This is a genomic window from Actinacidiphila rubida (assembly GCF_900110255.1).
Taxonomy (GTDB): domain Bacteria; phylum Actinomycetota; class Actinomycetes; order Streptomycetales; family Streptomycetaceae; genus Actinacidiphila; species Actinacidiphila rubida.
On record NZ_FODD01000001.1, the window covers coordinates 304,455 to 322,529 of the forward strand.

Genomic DNA, 18,075 nt, shown 5'->3' on the forward strand with positions numbered 1-18,075 from the left:
CATGCGGCCCAGCCTATCGGCGGGGTGCCGGTGCCCGCCCCCATGACCGGCGGGGCCGCTTCGCGTAACGTGCTCCGCACACGTACCGGTGAGTAGCCACCGGTGGGGCTGTCAGTGGGACGGGAGCGGGCCGATGGCGCTGGACGCGGACGTCGTGGTGGTGGGAGGCGGGCTGGCAGGGCTGGTCGCGACCGCCGAACTGGCCGAGGCGGGGCGGAAGGTGATCCTGGTCGACCAGGAGCCCGAGGCGTCCCTGGGCGGTCAGGCGTTCTGGTCGTTCGGCGGGCTGTTCTTCGTCGACTCTCCCGAGCAGCGCCGGATGCGGATCAAGGACAGCGCCGACCTGGCGCTCCAGGACTGGATGGGCACCGCGGGCTTCGACCGCCCCGAGGACCACTGGCCGCGCCGCTGGGCCGAGGCCTACGTGCACTTCGCGGCGGGGGAGAAGCGGGCGTGGCTGCGCGAGCGCGGCATACGCATGTTCCCGGTCGTCGGCTGGGCCGAGCGCGGCGGGTTCCTCGCGACGGGACCGGGCAACTCGGTGCCGCGCTTCCACATCACCTGGGGCACCGGCCCCGGTGTCGTCGCGCCGTTCGCGCAGCGGGTGCGCGACGCGGTCGCGGCCGGCCGGGTCGAGTTGCGCTTCCGGCACCGGGTGACCGCGTTGACCGTGACGGGCGGCACCGTGGACGGGGTCAGCGGCGAGGTGCTGGTGCCCAGCGACGCCGCCCGCGGCGAGGCGAGTTCGCGCGAGACGGCCGGCGAGTTCAGCATCAGGGCGCAGGCGGTGGTGGTCACTTCCGGAGGCATCGGCGGCAACCACGAGCTGGTGCGGGCGGCGTGGCCCGAGCGGCTCGGCACGCCGCCGCGGAAGCTGCTGTCGGGCGTGCCGGCGCACGTGGACGGGCTGATGCTCGGCGTCGCCGAGTCCGCGGGCGCCGGGCTGATCAACGGCGACCGGATGTGGCACTACACCGAGGGCATCGAGAACTGGAACCCGATCTGGGCCCGGCACGGCATCCGCATCCTGCCCGGGCCCTCGTCGCTGTGGCTGGACGCGACCGGCCGGCGGCTGCCCGTGCCGTACTTCCCGGGCTTCGACACCCTCGGCACGCTCGCCCACATCATGGGCACCGGGCACGAGTACACCTGGTTCGTCCTCACCCAGAAGATCATCGAGAAGGAGTTCGCGCTGTCGGGCTCCGAGCAGAACCCGGACCTGACGGGCCGGAGCGTGCGCGAGGTGCTCAAGCGCGCGCTGCCCGGGGCGCCCGGACCGGTCGAGGCGTTCAAGCGGAACGGCGCCGACTTCGTCGTCGAGTCCGAACTGGGCGCGCTGGTCAAGGGGATGAACGCGCTGACCGGTGAGGGGCTGATCGACGAGGCCGAACTGCGGCGCGAGATCGAGGCGCGCGACCGCGAGATCGCCAACACCTACACCAAGGACCTCCAGGTGACCGCGATCCGCGGTGCCCGCAACTACCTGGGTGACAAGCTGATCCGCACCGCGTCGCCGCACCGGCTGCTCGACCCCAAGGCGGGCCCGCTGATCGCGGTGCGGCTCAACATCCTCACCCGCAAGTCGCTCGGCGGGCTGGAGACCGACCTCGACGCGCGCGTCCTCACCCCGGCGCCGGGCGCCGGCGAGACGCGCGGCGAACCGCTGCCCGGGCTGTACGCGGCGGGCGAGGCGGCCGGCTTCGGCGGCGGCGGCATGCACGGATACCGGTCGCTGGAGGGGACGTTCCTCGGCGGCTGCATCTTCTCCGGCCGCGCGGCGGGCCGCGCCGCGGCGAAGGCGACGGCGTAGGGCACGGCGGGGCAGGCCCCGCCGCAGGTTCCGCGTACGGCCACCACGCGTTCACCGCAACCGGACTGACGGATCGTCAGTTCGGTTGCGGTACGTCCCGCGTGCGGGCTCGCCGCTCGTCGTGCTTCAAGCATTGACAGGGGCAGGGCAGCTCCCCACTATGGGAGCGCTCCCACGTTAAGAGCGTGTAACCGGACCATGAATCACCGCACCACCTCCCTTGACCTCTCGAACTGGTTTCGACGGTCCACCCCCCATATGGAGGTTGTTCGCACATGGCAGTTCCGACAGTCCGACGCAGAACGGCCGCGCTTGCGGCGGCAGGCGCGCTCGTCGTCGCCTCCGGCGCAGTGGCCGCTGCGATGAGCACCAGCGCATCGGCCGCCTCGGCCGGCTGCTCGGTGAACTACACCGTGAACCAGTGGGACAGCGGGTTCACCGCGCAGATCACCGTCACCAACACCGGCCCCGCACTCACCGCATGGACCCTCGGCTGGTCCTTCGCCGGAAACCAGCAGGTCACCCAGGGCTGGAACGCCACCATCACCCAGTCCGGCCAGGCGGTCACCGCCAAGGACATGGGCTACAACGGCGCGATCGCGACCGGCGGCACGGCCAACTTCGGCTTCAACGCCTCCTACAGCGGCACCAACGCGTCGCCGACCGCCTTCACGCTCAACGGCGTGGCCTGCGGCGGCTCCGGCACCTCCGGCGGTACGACCGGCGGCACCACCGGCGGCGGAACCACCCCGCCGACCACGCCGCCCACGACGCCGCCGACCACTCCCCCCACCAGCCCGCCGCCCGGCACGAAGCTCGACAACCCGTACGTCGGCGCCAAGGGCTACGTCAACTCCGAGTGGTCCGCGGAGGCCGCGGCCGACGGCGGCCAGTCGATCGCCAACCAGTCGACGGCCGTCTGGCTGGACCGGATCGCCGCGATCAACGGTGCGAACGGCGCCATGGGCCTCAAGGCCCACCTGGACGCCGCCGTGACGCAGGCCGCGGGACAGCCGCTGACCGTCGAGTTCGTCATCTACGACCTGCCCGGCCGCGACTGCGCCGCCCTGGCGTCCAACGGTGAACTGGGTCCGACGGACATCGACAAGTACGAGACGCAGTACATCGACCCGATCGCGTCGATCATGTCGGATGCGAAGTACGCGAGCCTGCGGATCGTCAACATCATCGAGCCCGACTCGCTGCCCAACCTCGTCACCAACGCGGGCGGCACCGCCGGTTCGACGGACGCCTGCGCGACGATGAAGGCGAACGGCAACTACGAGAAGGGCGTCAGCTACGCGCTGTCCAAGCTCGGCGCGCTGTCGAACACCTACAACTACATCGACGCCGGCCACCACGCCTGGCTCGGCTGGGACAGCAACCTCGGCCCGTCCGCCCAGGAGTTCTACAAGGTGGCGACCACCAACGGCGCCTCCCTGGGTGATGTCCAGGGCTTCATCACCAACACCGCGAACTACAGCGCGACGGTGGAGCCCAACTTCAAGGTGACGGACAACGTCAACGGCACCACGGTGCGCCAGTCCAAGTGGGTGGACTGGAACAACTACGTCGACGAGCAGTCCTACGCCACGGGCCTGCGCAACCAGCTGATCTCGGACGGCTTCCCGTCCAGCATCGGCATGCTGATCGACACCGGCCGCAACGGCTGGGGCGGCACCGCGCGTCCCACCGGCCCGGGCGCGACGACCAGCGTCGACACGTACGTCGACGGCGGCCGCATCGACCGCCGCATCCACGCCGGCAACTGGTGCAACCAGTCCGGCGCGGGCATCGGGGCCCGCCCGACCGCGGCGCCCTCGGCGAACATCGACGCCTACGTGTGGATCAAGCCCCCGGGTGAGTCGGACGGGTCGAGCTCGGCCATCTCCAACGACGAGGGCAAGGGCTTCGACCAGATGTGCGACCCCACCTACGGTGGCAACGCGCGCAACGGCAACAACCCGACGGGCGCGCTGCCCAACTCGCCGCTGGCCGGCCACTGGTTCTCGGCCGAGTTCCACCAGCTGATCCAGAACGCGTACCCGCCGCTGTCGTAGCACCCGCAGGACTGACAGCGGATCCCCCCACCGGGCCCGTGACGGGGCCGCGCCCTGGTCGCCACGACCAGGACCGCGGTCCCGGAACGGGCCCGCCGCACGTCAGCGGCCGTGCGAGGAGAGTTGTCCACAGGGCCCCCGACCGGCCGTCGGGGGCGTCGTGCACCATGGAGGGCGTAAGGGAGCACCGCGGTCAGGCGGGGTGTGCGGCCGGCCCGCGCACGGTCCTGGCGGGTACGGGAACACACATCGGGAGGCGCCGCTCATGGGCATCGGGGACGTCCACGGGACGGTCGCGGACGGCTGGGAACCGGTACGCGACGTCTTCGCGCAGAACTTCGCGCGCCGCGGGGACCAGGGCGCCGCCGTCGCCGTCCACCACGACGGGCGCGTGGTGGCGGACCTGTGGGGCGGCACCCGCGACTTCGACGGCGGACCCGCGGGCAAGCCGTGGGAGCGGGACACCGCGCAGACCGTACGGTCGGCCACCAAGGGCATCGCCGCCGCCTGCGTGCTGCTGCTCCACCAGCGCGGGCAGCTCGACCTCGACGCCCCCGTCGCCGCGTACTGGCCGGAGTTCAAGGCGCACGGCAAGGACCGCGTCCGGGTGGGGGACGTGCTCGCGCACCGGGCCGGCGTCCCCGCGCTCGACGTGCCGCTGACGCCCGCGCAGGCGCTGGACGGGGTGTCGGGGCCGCGGGCGGTCGCCGCGCAGGCCCCGCAGTTCCCGCCGGGCGAGGCGCACGGCTACCACGCCCAGACCTACAGCTGGCTGCTCGGCGAGCTCGTGCTGCGGGTCAGCGGCCGCACCCTGGGCCGCTTCCTCGCCGACGAGATCGCCGGACCGCTCGGCCTCGACCTGTGGACGGGACTGCCCCCGGGCGAGCAGCACCGGGTCGGCCGCATAGGCGAGACCGCCCAGCCGGAACCCGCGTCCTCCGGCATCATGCGGGCCCGCCCCAAGCAGTCCGTGCACGACGCCTACGCCGACCCCGGGTCGCTGACGCGGCGCGCGTTCGGCGCGATCACCCCGCTGCCCGACGAGAACAGCCCCGCCTACCGGGCCGGCGAACTCGCCGCGTCCGGCGGTATCGCGACCGCCCGCGCGCTGGCCCGCTGCTACGCCGCGTTCGTCGGCGACGTGGAGGGCGGCCGGCGGCTGCTGGAGCCGGGCACCGTCGAAGCCGCGCGCGCCGTGCGGTCCGACGGGCCCGACCGGGTGCTGGTCGTCAGCACCCGCTTCGGACTCGGGTACATGCTGCACAGCGGCGCGTCACCGCTGCTGGGCCCCGGCTCCTTCGGGCACCCCGGCCGCGGCGGCTCGCTCGCGTTCGCCGACCCCGAGCACGCCCTCGGCTTCGGCTACGTCACCAACGGCATGCAGAAGAACGTCACCGCCGACCCCCGCGCCCAGGCTCTGGTCAGGGCCGTTCGGGACTGCCTAACCTGACCCGATGGAGCGCTTCGAGACGTACGGCGTGGTGGTCACGGGCGGAGCCCGCGGGATCGGGGAGGCGACCGCACGGCGGTTCGCCGCGGAGGGCGCCGGCGTGCTCATCGCCGACGTGGACGGGGAGTCGGGCGCGCGCACGGCCGCGTCGATCCGGGCCGGCGGCGGCCGGGCCGAGCACGCGGTGTGCGACGTCACCGACCGGGTGTCGGTCGACGCGGCGGTGGCGCAGGCGGCGGCCGCGTTCGGCTCGCTGGACGTGCTGGTCAACAACGCGTACGCGTGCAGCGACCACCGCGACGACTTCACCGAGGAGCGCGACGAGGACTGGGCGCGCGACCTCGACGTCTGCCTCATCGGCGCGATGCGCTGTGCGCGGGCCGCGCTGCCGCACCTGGCGAAGGCCCGGGACCGGCGCGGTGCGATCGTCAACATCGGCTCGGTGAACGGGCTTTCGTACTTCGGCAACGCGGCCTACAGCGCGGCCAAGGCCGGGCTGGTCTCGCTGACCCGGAGCCTGGCGCAGGAGGCGGCGCCGCTGGGCGTGCGGGCCAACATGGTGGCGCCCGGCACGATCCGCACCCCCGTGTGGGACGGCCGCGAGGCCACGCTGGCGGCGGCCGCCCGCGCCTACCCGCTGGGCCGGGTCGGCGAGCCCTCCGACATCGCCGCGGCGGTCGCGTTCCTCGCCTCCACCGACGCCGCGTGGATCACCGGCGTCACCCTTCCCGTCGAGGGCGGCATCCTCGGCTCCAACACGGGCTTCACCGACGCGCTCGCCGCGGAGATCGCGGACGGCGACCCCGCCCACGCCTGACCCCTTCTCGGAGCCGCGGCCGTTTCCCCGGGGTGCGGCTCGCCCGCTTCTCCTCGCCCGAGCAGCGGGCGGGCCCGCGCGCGCCTGACCGCTTCCCAGCGGTCCCGTCGTCCCCGCGGCGTCCGGCGTCGGGCGGGCGCGGCGCCCAGCCCAGGGCCGGGGGTCTGCGCCTCCGCCTGCGCCGGCCGGGGCCGGTCGTCGGTGGGGGCGGGAACGGGTGGGGTGCGGCTTCAGCCGGTGAGCATCAGCGTGATGCCGGAGACGACCAGGGCGGCGGCGATCAGCCGCGGCCGTCCGAAGCGCTCGTTGAAGACGAGCGTGCCGATGGCGGCGCCGGCGATGATCGACGTCTCGCGCAGCGCTGCGACCGGGGCGAGGGGCGCGCGGGTCTGCGCCCACACCACGAGGCCGTACGCGGCCGTGGACAGCGCGCCGGCCAGCAGCCCGCGGGCCGCCACCGGGCGCAGCGCGGCCAGGAGGCCGGGCCGGCGGGAGGCGGCCGCGACGAACGGCACGGCCGCGCCCTGCATCAGCATCAGCCAGGTGATGTAGCCCGCGGCGGAGCCGGACGCGCGCACACCCACGCCGTCGACCACGGTGTACCCGGCGATCGTCAGGCCGGTGCCCACCGCGGCCGCCAGCGCGGGCCAGTTGGGGCGGCGGCCGCGCAGCCCCCACAGGGCGACGCCGCCGAGCCCCGCGGACGCCACCGCGACCCCGGCGGTCTGCCAGCCGTCGGGCCGCTCGGAGACGAACACCGCGGCCAGCACCGTCACCGCCAGCGGCGCGACCCCGCGCGCCACCGGGTAGACCTGCCCGAACTCGCCGAGCGAGAACGACCGCATCAGCAGGTACTGGTAGGCCAGGTGGATCGCCACCGACGCGGCCAGGTACGGCCACGCGCCGGAGCGCGGGGACGCGGCGAACGGCGCGATCAGCGCCGCGCACAGCGCCCCGCCCCCGCCGACGAGGGTGAAGGTGAGGAGCTGGTCCTTGATGCGGTGCGCGATGGCGTTCCACACCGCGTGGGTGACCGCGGCGGTGAGGACGGCGAGGACGACGACCGGGGTCATGCCGGTCGCCGTCCTCGTACGGTGGTGCGCTGCCTCACCCGGTCACGACGCCCGCAGGACGGCCGCCACGATGGGGCCGGCGGACGCGAAGCCGTGGCCACCGCCCTGCACGAGAGCGGCCGCGGCCACATGGCCGTCGTACGCGGTGAACCAGCCGTTGGGCGCGGCCGCGCCCTCCAGTTCCGCGGAGCCCGTCTTGGCGCCCGCGTCGGAGCCGAAGCCGCGCATCACGCTGCTGGCCGTGCCGTTGGTGACGGCGCCGCGCATCAGCGAGCGCAGCTTCGTGGAGACGCCGGACGGCAGCGAGTGCGACGACGCGATCGTGCCGTCGATCAGGTCCCGGTCCACGATCAGCGGCTGGTGGAACGTGCCGGTGGCGGCGGTCGCGGCCACCGAGGCCATGATCAGCGGGTTCATCTGCAGCCGGCCCTGGCCGATCATCTCCGAGGTCAACTCGTCCTGGTCACCGCCGGGATCGGGCATCGTCGGCTGCGCGTCCGGCGTGGGGGTGCCGACGTTCCACGCCTGTGTCAGGCCGAACTGCCGGGCCGTGCTGGTCAGTCCGCCGCCCGGCAGGTGGCCGGCCTGCTTGATGAAGCCGGTGTTGCAGGAGACGGCGAAGTCCCAGGCCAGATTGGCGCCGGGGTTGTCGTGCACGCCGCTGTCGTTGTGGTACGCGCGGCCGTACTTGTAGTTGGCGCCGTTCACGCAGGGCGCCGGCGAACTCGGCGAGAGCCCGCCCTCGATCAGGGCCGCCGCAGTGACGATCTTGAACGTCGAACCGGGCGCCTCCTTCGCCTGGAGCGCGTTGTCGACGCCCGTCGCCGGGCTGTAGGCGACCGCGAGGATGCCGCCGGTGCGGGTGTCGAGCGCGACGGTGCCGGCCTGGCTCTTGCCGGCCACCGCCTTCTCGGCGGCGGCCTGCAGTCCTGAGTCGAGGGTCGTCCGCAGGCGCTTGCCCTTGCCCTTCACCAGCGTCACCAGGGTCTTGCCCTGCGAGCCGTCGGACTTCTCGATGTAGGTCTCGACGCTCGGGGTGCCCCCCTTGAGCTTGTCGCCGTACCTGGTCGCGAAGTCGTCGAAGATCCGTGCCAGCGACGGGTACTGCTGCCCCGTCATCGTCTTGTCGTTGCGGTCGACGATGTCGAGGTCCGGCGTCCTGGCGGTGCCCGTCACGATCCGGTCGCCGTCCGCCAGCCCCGGATACAGCACCGACGGGGCCCACTTGACCGCCGGGTCGCCCTTGGCGTCGACGCCGACGGTCAGGGACGTGGCGTACTGCAGCAGCGTCTCCTTGCCCTGGTAGTCGACGTGCGCCACGACGGTGTAGGGCATGGCCTGCCCGGCGGGCGTGCCCGGGGTGATCTCGACCTTGGTGATGTGGCCGTCGGACGCGAAGCCGCGCAGGCCGTCGGTCGCGGTCGACGCCGCGTCCGTCATGCCCGCCGCCCGCACGACGTCCCCGCCGGCCCACGCCGTCAGGAAGTCGGTGCCGGTCTCCGAGACCTCCTTGGCCGACGGCGTCCGGTCGGCCTGGGCGGCCGTCGGGCTGGACGTGCCCCCGCTGCCGCCGCCCCCGCCGCCGGTGTCCAGTGCGCTGAAGATGTTGTACGCGCCGAATCCCGCGACCCCCAGCATGCCGGCGAACACGGTTCCGATGATTCCGGCCTTGGCGCCTCTCGACATGGGCACAGCCCGGTCCCCCTCCCCTTGAACGCGTTCAATGAACGCGCTTTCGCGACTCTACGGCGCCTCCCTTTGAGCCAGGTCTCGATCAGGCCACGGGTTCGTGCCGAAACCTTATGAAGAGGAACGCGACGGGCCGCTTCTTCGTCGGGGCCGGGGCGCGCGGCCGCGGCGCCGACCCGCGCGATCGTACCCCTCGGGACCGTCGCGGGGCGGTTCGGTCCGCATACGGGACGCGTCCGCAGGCGGTCAGCGGGAGGCGGGTCTGCGGGACGCCGGGCTGTCGGACGCGGGCGCTAGCCTCCGGGCGAACTCATCGGGAAGAGCAGGGGAGATGTGCGATGGACGCGTCGACGGCGGACCGGATCCTGGGGCAGAGCTGGGAGGACTACGCCCGGGAGGCGATCGCGGAGGCCGGCGCGGAGTTCCCGGGACGGGGCCGGGTCGTCGAAGCCTTCGGCGAGCCCGACTCGTTCGAGGAGGTCGTCGCCCCCTTCGGCGCGCGGTGGCCCGGCCTCGCCGCCGCGCCGTCCCCACTCCCGGCGGACGCGGATCATGTGGCGGCGCGGGTGCTGGCCGCGCTGCACGAGGCCGCGGACGGGGATGGCGACGGCGGGGATGACGCGGACGGGGAGGACGGGGATGCCGACGGCGGGGATGACGACGACGCGGAGTCGTGCCTGCTCGACCGGCCGTACCGCAGCACGGACCTGCCCGCCCTCGCCGAGGAACGCGACCTGGCGGGCTCCTGGCCGTACGACATGGCCGAGCTCTGCACCGTCCTGCGCTCCTGGGAGGAACGCTTCGGCACCCGGCTGGTGGGCCTCGGTGACGACCGCCTGATCCTCTCGGTCGCGGCCCCCGCCGGGACCCCGGCCGACGCCGAGGCCGTCGCCGCGGAACACTTCGCGTTCGCCCCCGACACCATTACGCAGGGCTTCGACGAAACCCTCCGCGCCCACGCCGCCCACCAGATCCTCAACCACCCCATCTGGTCCTTCTGGTGGGACTGACCCGCTCCGCGCCGGTACCCGCACGTCCGGGAACGCCGCGACCCCGCACCGGAGCATCGGCGCGGGGTCGCGACAGGTCGCTTCGATCCGGCGGTGTCAGGAGACGCTCTTCCGCGCTTTGAGGATGACCTCGGTCACGGCGTCGGGCTGCGAGATCATGATGACGTGGGAGCCCTCGATCTCGGTGATGTCGGCGCCGGCCCGCTGGGCCATCTCACGGACGACGTCGGCGCCGGCCGCGGTGTCCGCCGTGCCCACGGCCGCCCAGACGGGCAGGTTCTTCCACGCGGGGGGCCCGCTCTTCTCGGCGAAGGCGCCGGCGGCGATGGGCCGCTGGGAGAGACCGTAGACGTCGGACTGGCGCTGGGGGAGGTCGGCGGTGAAGACCGAGCGGAATTTCGCGGCGTCGATGAGAACCTCGGTGGCGGTCTCGGAGCCGTTTCCCGTGGGGTATTGGTACTCCTCCAGCGCGCTGGTCAGCACGCTGTCCTTCGAGCGGCCCACGATGTCGCCCAGGAGCTCACCCTCGTCGGGGGCGAACGCGGCGACGTACACCAGGCCGACGACGTTGCCGGTCCGCGGGACGGCGTTGGTGATGACCGCACCGCCGTAGGAATGGCCGACGGCCAGGACCGGGCCGGGGATCTGGTTGATCATGCTGGCCACATAGGCGGCGTCGTGGCTGATGCCGCGCAGCGGGTTGACGATCGCGCGCACGGGCACGCCGGCGGCCACGAGGCGTTCGGTGACGAATGCCCAACTGCCGGCGTCGGCGAACGCCCCGTGCACCAGCACGACCGTGGGGCCACTGGCGGAGGAGGCCGCGTCGCTCATGGATGTCTCCTTCAGGTGATCTCCGGCCGGCCTCTTGCTCACCGTCCGGGCTGGGACCGGGAATTGCGGACTGAGGAAGGGGTCTTCGCGTCAGCGCGTCATGGCCGCTGATCTCCCGTGCGGAACCGACGGGACCGGTCGACCGAAGCCCACGCCCTCTGCACGCAGGGGGCGGGAGCCCGTAGCGGTTTGTCCCCTATTGTCTGGAATTCTGCTCAAGGGGAGTCTGGCACGGAAGGGAAGCACCCGCAGTGCAACGGGGTGGCTGGGGTGCCGCCGAGGACGACCGCCAACGACCGGGGGCCCCGCACCGGCGAACCGGTGCGGGGCCCCGCGTCACGTGGGATCACATCGCTGACCTGGCTAGATCCAGGAGTCGAACCACATTCTCGCCTGCCAGCCCGAGTACGGGATCGTCATGCCCGTGTAGATCGGGAAGAAGTAGATGAAGTTCCAGATGATCAGGAGGACGAGGGTGCCGGCGCCGACCGCGCCCCACATGCGGCGGCCCTCGCTCGCGCCTGGTGGGCCGAGGAACGCGCCGACCATCATGGCGACGGCGAGGCAGAGGTAGGGGACGAAGGCGACCGCGTAGAAGTAGAAGATCGTCCGGTCCTGGAAGTTGAACCAGGGGAGCCAGCCCGCGCCCAGCGCGCAGAGGATCGCGCCGGCCCGCCAGTCGCGGCGCATCGCCCACCGGAAGAGCAGGTAGACGATCGCGAAGCAGGCCGACCACCACAGCAGCGGCGTGCCCAGGGCGAGGATCTCGCGGGAGCAGCCGGACGCGGTGTGGCAGCCGTCCTGGCCGTACTTGGGCGACTCGAAGTAGTACGAGACCGGCCGCCCCAGCACCAGCCAGCTCCACGGGTTGGACTGGTACGGGTGCGGGGTGTGGAGGCCCACGTTGAACTTGTAGACCTCGTGCTCGTAGTGCCACAGGCTGCGCAGCGGCGCGGGGATCCACGACCAGGTGCCGCCGCGGTCGTCCGCCCAGTGCCGGAAGTAGCCGCCGTCGGTGACGAACCAGCCGGTCCAGGTGAGCAGGTAGGTGCCCAGCGCCACCGGCAGCATCGAGAGCACCGACCAGCCGAGGTCCTTGCGCAGCACCGCCACGTACGGGCGGCGGGCGCCCGCGATACGCCGCGAGCCGACGTCCCACAGCACCGTCATGATCATGAAGAAGGCGAGGAAGTACAGGCCGTTCCACTTGCTGGACGCGGCCAGGCCCAGGAGGACGCCGGCCGCCAGCCGCCAGGGCCGCCAGCCCATGCCCACCCGCTCGCCCGTGTGCCGGTCGGGCCCGGCGAAGCCGTCCTCCCCGACCGGCAGCGCCGCCGCGAGCCGCGCTCTGGCCCAGTCCCGGTCCACCAGCAGGCAGCCGAACGCGGCGAGCGCGAAGAACATGATCACGAGGTCGAGCAGCGCGATGCGGCTCATCACGTAGTGCAGGCCGTCGCACGCCATCAGGGTGCCGGCCACGCAGCCCAGCGCGGTGGAGCGGAACAGCCGCCGCCCGATCCGGCACAGCATCAGCACAGACAGGGAGCCGAGCAGCGCCATCATGAAGCGCCAGCCGAACGGGTTGAGGCCGAACATCCACTCGCCGGCCGCGATCACCCACTTGCCCATCGGCGGGTGCACCACGTAGCCGGGCGCGTCCGACAGCGGGATGGTCTGCGGGTGCGCCAGGATCTGCGGGTTGGAGATCTTGCCGTCCGGCCAGCTGCCCTCGTAGCCCAGCTTGAGCAGCGCCCAGGCGTCCTTGGCGTAGTACGTCTCGTCGAAGACGACCTCGCGCGGGCTGCCCAGGTGCCAGAAGCGGATGCCGCCGGCGAACAGGGAGACGAGCAGCGGTCCGAGCCAGCCCGACCACCGCGCCGCCCGGTGGGCCGCCGCCGGGCCCAGCCCCACGGTCCGCCACAGGCGGGTCCCGGGTTCGGGGAACGGCGGGACCAGGCGCTCACGCGTGTCGGTCCGCGGCCGCTCGGTGTACCCGAAGCGGCGCAGCCGCCGCGCCCAGGGACTGGCGTCGGCCTGCGCCCGGACCTCCTCGTCGACGCGGTCCTGCGTCGCGGTGTCACTCGTCACCGGGCCATCGTAGGGAAACGACCTGAGAAAGCGATGTGCCCGGCGGCGGCCGACCGGTTTTGCCCCCTATCTCCGTGCGCTCCCCGTCCCCCGGCCGGCCCCGCCCGCGGCCCGCGCCCCGCCGCCCGCGCCTCCGGGCCGCGGCGGTGATGGGAGGATGCCGGGGTGAACAGCGCAGCCGCAGGCGTCCTCGTACTGGCCGGAACCCCCATCGGCGACCCCGCGGACGCACCGCCCAGGCTGCGCACCGAACTTGCCGGCGCGGACGTGGTGGCCGCCGAGGACACGCGGCGGCTGCGCCGCCTCACCCAGGCGCTGGACGTCGAGGTCTCCGGACGGGTCGTCTCCTACTTCGAGGGCAACGAGGCCGGCCGCACCCCGGAGCTGGTCGAGGCGCTGCTCGGCGGCGCGCGTGTGGTGCTTGTCACGGATGCCGGGATGCCGTCGGTCTCCGACCCCGGGTACCGGCTCGTCGCCGCCGCGGTCGAGCAGGGCATCCCGGTCACCGCCGTGCCCGGTCCGTCCGCGGTGCTGACCGCGCTGGCGGTCTCCGGGCTGCCCGTCGACCGGTTCTGCTTCGAGGGCTTCCTGCCCCGCAAGGCGGGCGAGCGGACCGCCCGGCTGCGCGAGGTCGCGGCCGACCGCCGCACCCTCGTCTACTTCGAGGCCCCGCACCGGATCGCCGACGCGCTCACCGCGATGGCCGAGGTGTTCGGCGCCGAACGGCGGGCCGCGGTGTGCCGGGAGCTGACCAAGACGTACGAGGAGGTCCGCCGCGGCCCGCTGGCCGAGCTGGCGGGGTGGGCCGCCGAAGGCGTGCGCGGCGAGATCACCGTGGTCGTCGAGGGCGCCCCCGAGCCGGGTCCCGCCGACCTGGAGCCGGCCGAGCTCGTCCGCCGCGTGGCGGCCCGGGAGGCCGCGGGGGAGCGGCGCAAGGAGGCGATCGCGGCGGTCGCCGTCGAGGCCGGGCTGCCCAAGCGCGAGGTCTTCGACGCGGTGGTGGCCGCGAAGCACGGCTCCGCCTGAACCCCCGGCGCCACCTGACCCTCGGCGCTGCGCCCGACCCACTGCTGCGCCCGACGCCACGGCGCCGCTCGACGCCACGGCGCCGCGCCGTCCGACCCGGGCGGGCGGGTCCCGATGCCGGTCCCGGGCGGCGGTCCCGGGCGGCGGTGCCTGCCCGCGAGCGGTACGGCGCCGGCCCAGGGCGGCCGCGCCCGCCTGCGAGCGACGCGGTGCCCGCCCGCCGGCGCTACGAAGCCGGGCCCCGGCTCCCGGGCCCGGCTCCGGGGCTCCCGGGCCCCTGGGGCGCGGACCTAGACTTGGGGCAAGGCAAAGCAACAGCCCCCAACTCCCACATAAGCGCCAAATCTCCCCCAAGAGTCGGAAGCCCCGCCGCGTCATCGGGCGGGGAGGCGTTCGCTGGGAGGTGGGAAGTCCCAGTCCGGGCGAACGGCCCGGAGGGCACGCAGGAGCTGCCATGAGCGACACCGTCGGAAGCGACCGCGGCACGGGCGGGCAGACCGCCACCGAGGCGTACTCCTTCGCCTGCATGAACTGCGGACACTGCTGGGAGCAGACCTACGAGATCGAGCACCACCAGGACGCCGCGGGACGTCCGTACGTCACGTACCGCGCCGACGGCGTCGAGGTGCCGTCACCGCTGACCCGTCCCACCTGCGACAACTGCGACGGGCACCGGGTGCGGATCATGGGCTCCGGCCAGGTCTCCGAGGCCGTGGCACAGCGGTGGACGCTGGAGCACGGTGAGCACGACCGCGGAGTGCACCGCACCCACCACTGGCCGACGCTGCACATGCTGCACCGCAGGCACGGGCAGGAGCCGCCGCGCCCCGAGGACGGCACCACACGCCGGACCGCGCCGTAGACCCGGGTCCGACCGAGGCCCGGCCCGGCTCAGGCCCGGTCCGGCGTTCCGGCCGGGCGGGCGTTCCGGCCGGGCGGGGCCCGCGATCGCGGCCGCGCCCGAAGTCCCTAGGATCGGGCCCATGGCGAGCCACGAAGACCCCAGCACCGCGGCCCAGGTCCGGTCCCGCACGGACGGCAAGAAGGCAGCACCGCCGCCGCCCGAGCCGCTGCGGGTCGCGGTCGCCGACTCGCACACCCATCTGGACATGCAGTCCGGCACCGTCGAGGAGGCGCTCGCGCAGGCCGCCGCGGTGGGCGTGACCACCCTCATCCAGGTCGGCTGCGACCTGCCCGGGTCCCGCTGGGCCGCCGAGACCGCCGCGGCGCACGCCGCCGTCTGGGCTTCCGTGGCCCTGCACCCCAACGAGGCCCCGCGGATCGTGCACGGCGACGCCGAGGCCACCCACCCGCGGGCCGGCGGGCAGGTCCGCGCGGGCGGCGGCACGGCCGCGCTGGACGAGGCGCTCGACGAGATCGACGCGCTCGCCGCCCTGCCGCAGGTCCGCGGCGTCGGCGAGACCGGCCTGGACTACTACCGGACCGGCCCGGACGGCGTCGCCGCCCAGCACCACTCCTTCCGCCGGCACATCGCCATCGCCAAGAAGCACGGCAAGGCGCTGGTCATCCACGACCGCGAGGCCCACGACGACGTGCTGCGCCTCCTCGACGAGGAGGGCGCGCCGGACACCGTCGTCTTCCACTGCTTCTCCGGCGACGCGGCGATGGCGAAGGTGTGCGCCGACCACGGCTACTACCTGTCCTTCGCGGGCAACGTCAGCTACAAGAACGCGCAGAACCTGCGGGACGCCGTCGTCGTCGCCCCGCTGGACCGGCTGCTGGTGGAGACCGACGCGCCGTTCCTGACCCCCGTGCCGTACCGGGGCCGCCCCAACGCGCCGTACCTCATCCCCGTCACGCTGCGCGCGATGGCCGCGGCCCGCGGCACGCACGAGGACGCGCTGGCCGCGGCGATCGCCGAGAACACCGCCAGGGCCTTCGCGTACTGACGGGCGTCCGGCGCGGTGCCGATAGCCTTGCGGGTGTGAGTACGACACCCCCCGACGGCCCCGCGCACGAGGCGCACGACCCGGACGCCCCCGGCGCCCAGGACTCCCCGGGCGACCAGGACTCCCTGCTCGGCCCGGCCGACGTGCGGGAACTGGCCGCCGCGCTGGGCGTGCGCCCGACCAAGCAGCGCGGCCAGAACTTCGTCATCGACGCCAACACGGTGCGGCGGATCGTCAGGACCGCGGGGGTGCGGCCGCAGGACGTCGTCGTGGAGGTCGGCCCGGGGCTCGGGTCGCTCACCCTGGGGCTGCTGGAGGCCGCCGACCGGGTCACCGCCATCGAGATCGACGACGTCCTCGCCGGGGCGCTGCCCGCCACCGTGGCCGCGCGGCTGCCCGCGCGCGCCGACCGGTTCGCGCTGGTGCACAGCGACGCGATGCAGGTCGCCGAGCTGCCCGGGCCGCCGCCCACCGCGCTCGTCGCGAACCTGCCGTACAACGTGGCCGTCCCCGTGCTGCTGCACATGCTCGCGACGTTCCCGAGCATCGAGCGCACCCTGGTGATGGTGCAGTCCGAGGTCGCCGACCGGCTCGCCGCGCAGCCCGGCAACAAGGTGTACGGCGTGCCGTCGGTGAAGGCCAACTGGTACGCGGACGTGCGCAGGGCCGGTGCCATCGGGCGCAACGTCTTCTGGCCCGCGCCCAACGTGGACTCCGGTCTCGTCTCGCTGGTGCGCCGCGACCCGCCGAGCACCACCGCCTCGCGCGAGGAGGTGTTCGCGGCGGTCGACGCGGCGTTCGCCCAGCGCCGCAAGACGCTGCGGGCCGCGCTGTCCGGATGGGCGGGGTCCGCGCCGGCCGCGGAGGCCGCGCTGGTCGCGGCGGGGATCTCCCCGCAGGCCCGCGGGGAGGCGCTGACCGTCGAGGAGTTCGCCGCCATCGCCGAGCACCGCCCGGACCGGTCCGCACCGGTGTCCCGCCCGTGACCCGCCGCCCGCCGCACCGGCCCCGGCACCGTCCGTCCGAACCGACCCGCGCCGTACCGCCCCCGAGGAGCCCCCGCCCGTGACCGCCGCCTCCGTGACCGTCCGCGTGCCCGCCAAGGTCAACGTCCAGCTCGCCGTGGGCGGGCTCCGGCCCGACGGCTTCCACGACCTGGCCAACGTCTTCCTCGCCGTCGGGCTGTACGACCACGTCACGGCCGCGCCCGCGGCCGGCCTGCGGATCAGCGGGGAGGGCCGGGACATCGAGTCCGTCCCGCTCGACGCGTCGAACCTCGCGGCGCGCGCCGCGATCGTCCTGGCCGAGCGCCACGGCATCGAGCCGCGGGTCCACCTGCACCTCCGCAAGGACATCCCGGTGGCCGGCGGCATGGCCGGCGGCAGCGCGGACGCGGCGGGCGCGCTGGTCGCCTGCGACGCGCTGTGGGGCCTGGGAACGCCGCGCGAGGAGCTGCTGGCGATCTGCGCGGAGCTGGGCAGCGACGTGCCGTTCGCCTTGGCCGGCGGGGCCGCGCTCGGCGTCGGCCGCGGCGAGATCCTCACTCCGCTCGAGGTGGGCGGCGCGTTCCACTGGGTGTTCGCCGCGGCGGAGGGCGGGCTGTCCACGCCGGCCGTCTACCGCGAGTGCGATCGCCTCCGGCGCGAGCGGGGGGCCGGGGACGGCGTCGACGACGTGGCCGTGCCGGCGGCGGATCCCCGCCTGCTGGACGCGCTGCGCGCGGGTGACGTCCACGCGCTGGCCGCGACGCTCTCCAACGACCTGCAGTCCGCCGCGCTGTCCCTGCGGCCGGACCTGGCGCGGACGCTGCGGGCCGGCGAGGACGCGGGGGCGCTGGCCGCGGTGGTGTCCGGGTCGGGGCCGACCTGCGCGTTCCTCGTCTCCGACGAGGAGACGGCGGCCAAGCTGGCCCACGCGCTCGGGCCCGCGGCCCGCCCCGCTCCGGCCCCGGCGCCGGGCGCCACCCTCCTCCCGGCCTAGGGGCTGCCACCCGCCGGGTGGGGCCGATGCTGTCGCCGCCGGGCCACCGGCCGGTGGTGGGTCGCTCGCGCTGGGGGCAGCTCCCGGCCGAAGGCTGGAGGACCCCGCGCCCCTGGTCCGGCCGGGTGGGGTCGTTGCTGTCGCCGCCGGGCCACCGGCCGGTGGTGGGTCGCTCGCGCTGGGGGCAGCTCCCGGCCGAAGGCTAGGGGACCTCGCGCCCCTGAGGGGGGCCCTGGTGTGGGCGGGGCGCGGCACGGACGGATGCCCCGGGGGCAAGGGGCGCTCCTCGGGCGGGCCGGAGGTGGCGGCGCGGGGAAGTAGGGTGGGA

The 18,075-nt window shown here is 74.2% G+C and carries 14 protein-coding genes; 10 read left to right on the top strand and 4 right to left on the bottom strand.

The genetic code is table 11. The features are described 5' to 3' along the window. Window positions 1-133 precede the first annotated feature (133 nt). The 4 genes from BMW99_RS01340 (at window position 134) to BMW99_RS01355 (ending at window position 6,137) form a co-directional block, all read left to right on the top strand. Window positions 134-1,810, top strand: a complete 1,677-nt coding sequence (locus BMW99_RS01340) for an FAD-binding dehydrogenase (RefSeq protein ID WP_069464950.1) — start codon at window positions 134-136, stop codon at window positions 1,808-1,810. 275 nt (window positions 1,811-2,085) lie between these two features. Continuing rightward, window positions 2,086-3,870, top strand: coding sequence for a glycoside hydrolase family 6 protein (locus BMW99_RS01345; protein WP_069464951.1), 1,785 nt, complete (start codon window positions 2,086-2,088; stop codon window positions 3,868-3,870). Between the two features lie 265 nt (window positions 3,871-4,135). Continuing rightward, on the top strand, window positions 4,136-5,320 hold the full coding sequence (locus BMW99_RS01350) for a serine hydrolase domain-containing protein (protein WP_069464952.1): 1,185 nt from the start codon (window positions 4,136-4,138) through the stop codon (window positions 5,318-5,320). 4 nt (window positions 5,321-5,324) lie between these two features. Next, on the top strand, window positions 5,325-6,137 hold the full coding sequence (locus tag BMW99_RS01355; RefSeq protein ID WP_069464953.1) for an SDR family NAD(P)-dependent oxidoreductase: 813 nt from the start codon (window positions 5,325-5,327) through the stop codon (window positions 6,135-6,137). Between the two features lie 230 nt (window positions 6,138-6,367). Here BMW99_RS01355 and BMW99_RS01360 read toward each other — a convergent pair whose 3' ends face one another. Beyond that, a complete protein-coding gene (locus tag BMW99_RS01360) occupies window positions 6,368-7,210 on the bottom strand; it encodes a DMT family transporter (protein ID WP_075016067.1) in 843 nt (280 codons plus the stop codon). A gap of 42 nt (window positions 7,211-7,252) precedes the next feature. Next, window positions 7,253-8,896, bottom strand: coding sequence for a penicillin-binding transpeptidase domain-containing protein (locus BMW99_RS01365; protein ID WP_075016068.1), 1,644 nt, complete (start codon window positions 8,894-8,896; stop codon window positions 7,253-7,255). 341 nt (window positions 8,897-9,237) lie between these two features. Between BMW99_RS01365 and BMW99_RS41080 the strand changes: the two genes are divergently transcribed. Further along, window positions 9,238-9,909: a DUF4253 domain-containing protein gene (locus BMW99_RS41080; RefSeq protein ID WP_069464294.1), complete on the top strand. Its 672-nt coding sequence runs from the start codon at window positions 9,238-9,240 to the stop codon at window positions 9,907-9,909. Between the two features lie 96 nt (window positions 9,910-10,005). On the opposite strand, the gene BMW99_RS01375 is transcribed toward BMW99_RS41080, so the two are convergent. Beyond that, window positions 10,006-10,743, bottom strand: a complete 738-nt coding sequence (locus BMW99_RS01375; RefSeq protein WP_069464293.1) for an alpha/beta fold hydrolase — start codon at window positions 10,741-10,743, stop codon at window positions 10,006-10,008. A 363-nt stretch (window positions 10,744-11,106) separates the two neighbouring features. After that, on the bottom strand, window positions 11,107-12,831 hold the full coding sequence (locus BMW99_RS01380; RefSeq protein WP_069464292.1) for a dolichyl-phosphate-mannose--protein mannosyltransferase: 1,725 nt from the start codon (window positions 12,829-12,831) through the stop codon (window positions 11,107-11,109). Between the two features lie 165 nt (window positions 12,832-12,996). On the opposite strand from BMW99_RS01380, the gene rsmI reads away from it, so the two are divergent. The 5 genes from rsmI to BMW99_RS01405 all read left to right on the top strand — a co-directional run bounded on the left by rsmI (window position 12,997) and on the right by BMW99_RS01405 (window position 17,747). Beyond that, the gene (gene rsmI, locus BMW99_RS01385) at window positions 12,997-13,857 is read left to right on the top strand and encodes a 16S rRNA (cytidine(1402)-2'-O)-methyltransferase (protein ID WP_075016069.1); all 861 of its coding nucleotides are present in this window, start codon (window positions 12,997-12,999) and stop codon (window positions 13,855-13,857) included. 454 nt (window positions 13,858-14,311) lie between these two features. Further along, window positions 14,312-14,719 (top strand): hypothetical protein, encoded by a 408-nt coding sequence (locus BMW99_RS41860; RefSeq protein WP_075016070.1) that lies wholly within the window; start codon window positions 14,312-14,314, stop codon window positions 14,717-14,719. 121 nt (window positions 14,720-14,840) lie between these two features. Further along, window positions 14,841-15,767, top strand: coding sequence for a TatD family hydrolase (locus BMW99_RS01395; protein WP_075016071.1), 927 nt, complete (start codon window positions 14,841-14,843; stop codon window positions 15,765-15,767). Between the two features lie 125 nt (window positions 15,768-15,892). Further along, on the top strand, window positions 15,893-16,753 hold the full coding sequence (rsmA, locus tag BMW99_RS01400) for a 16S rRNA (adenine(1518)-N(6)/adenine(1519)-N(6))-dimethyltransferase RsmA (protein WP_075016102.1): 861 nt from the start codon (window positions 15,893-15,895) through the stop codon (window positions 16,751-16,753). Window positions 16,754-16,832: 79 nt separating this feature from the next. Next, a complete protein-coding gene (locus BMW99_RS01405) occupies window positions 16,833-17,747 on the top strand; it encodes a 4-(cytidine 5'-diphospho)-2-C-methyl-D-erythritol kinase (RefSeq protein WP_075016072.1) in 915 nt (304 codons plus the stop codon). Window positions 17,748-18,075 lie beyond the last annotated feature (328 nt).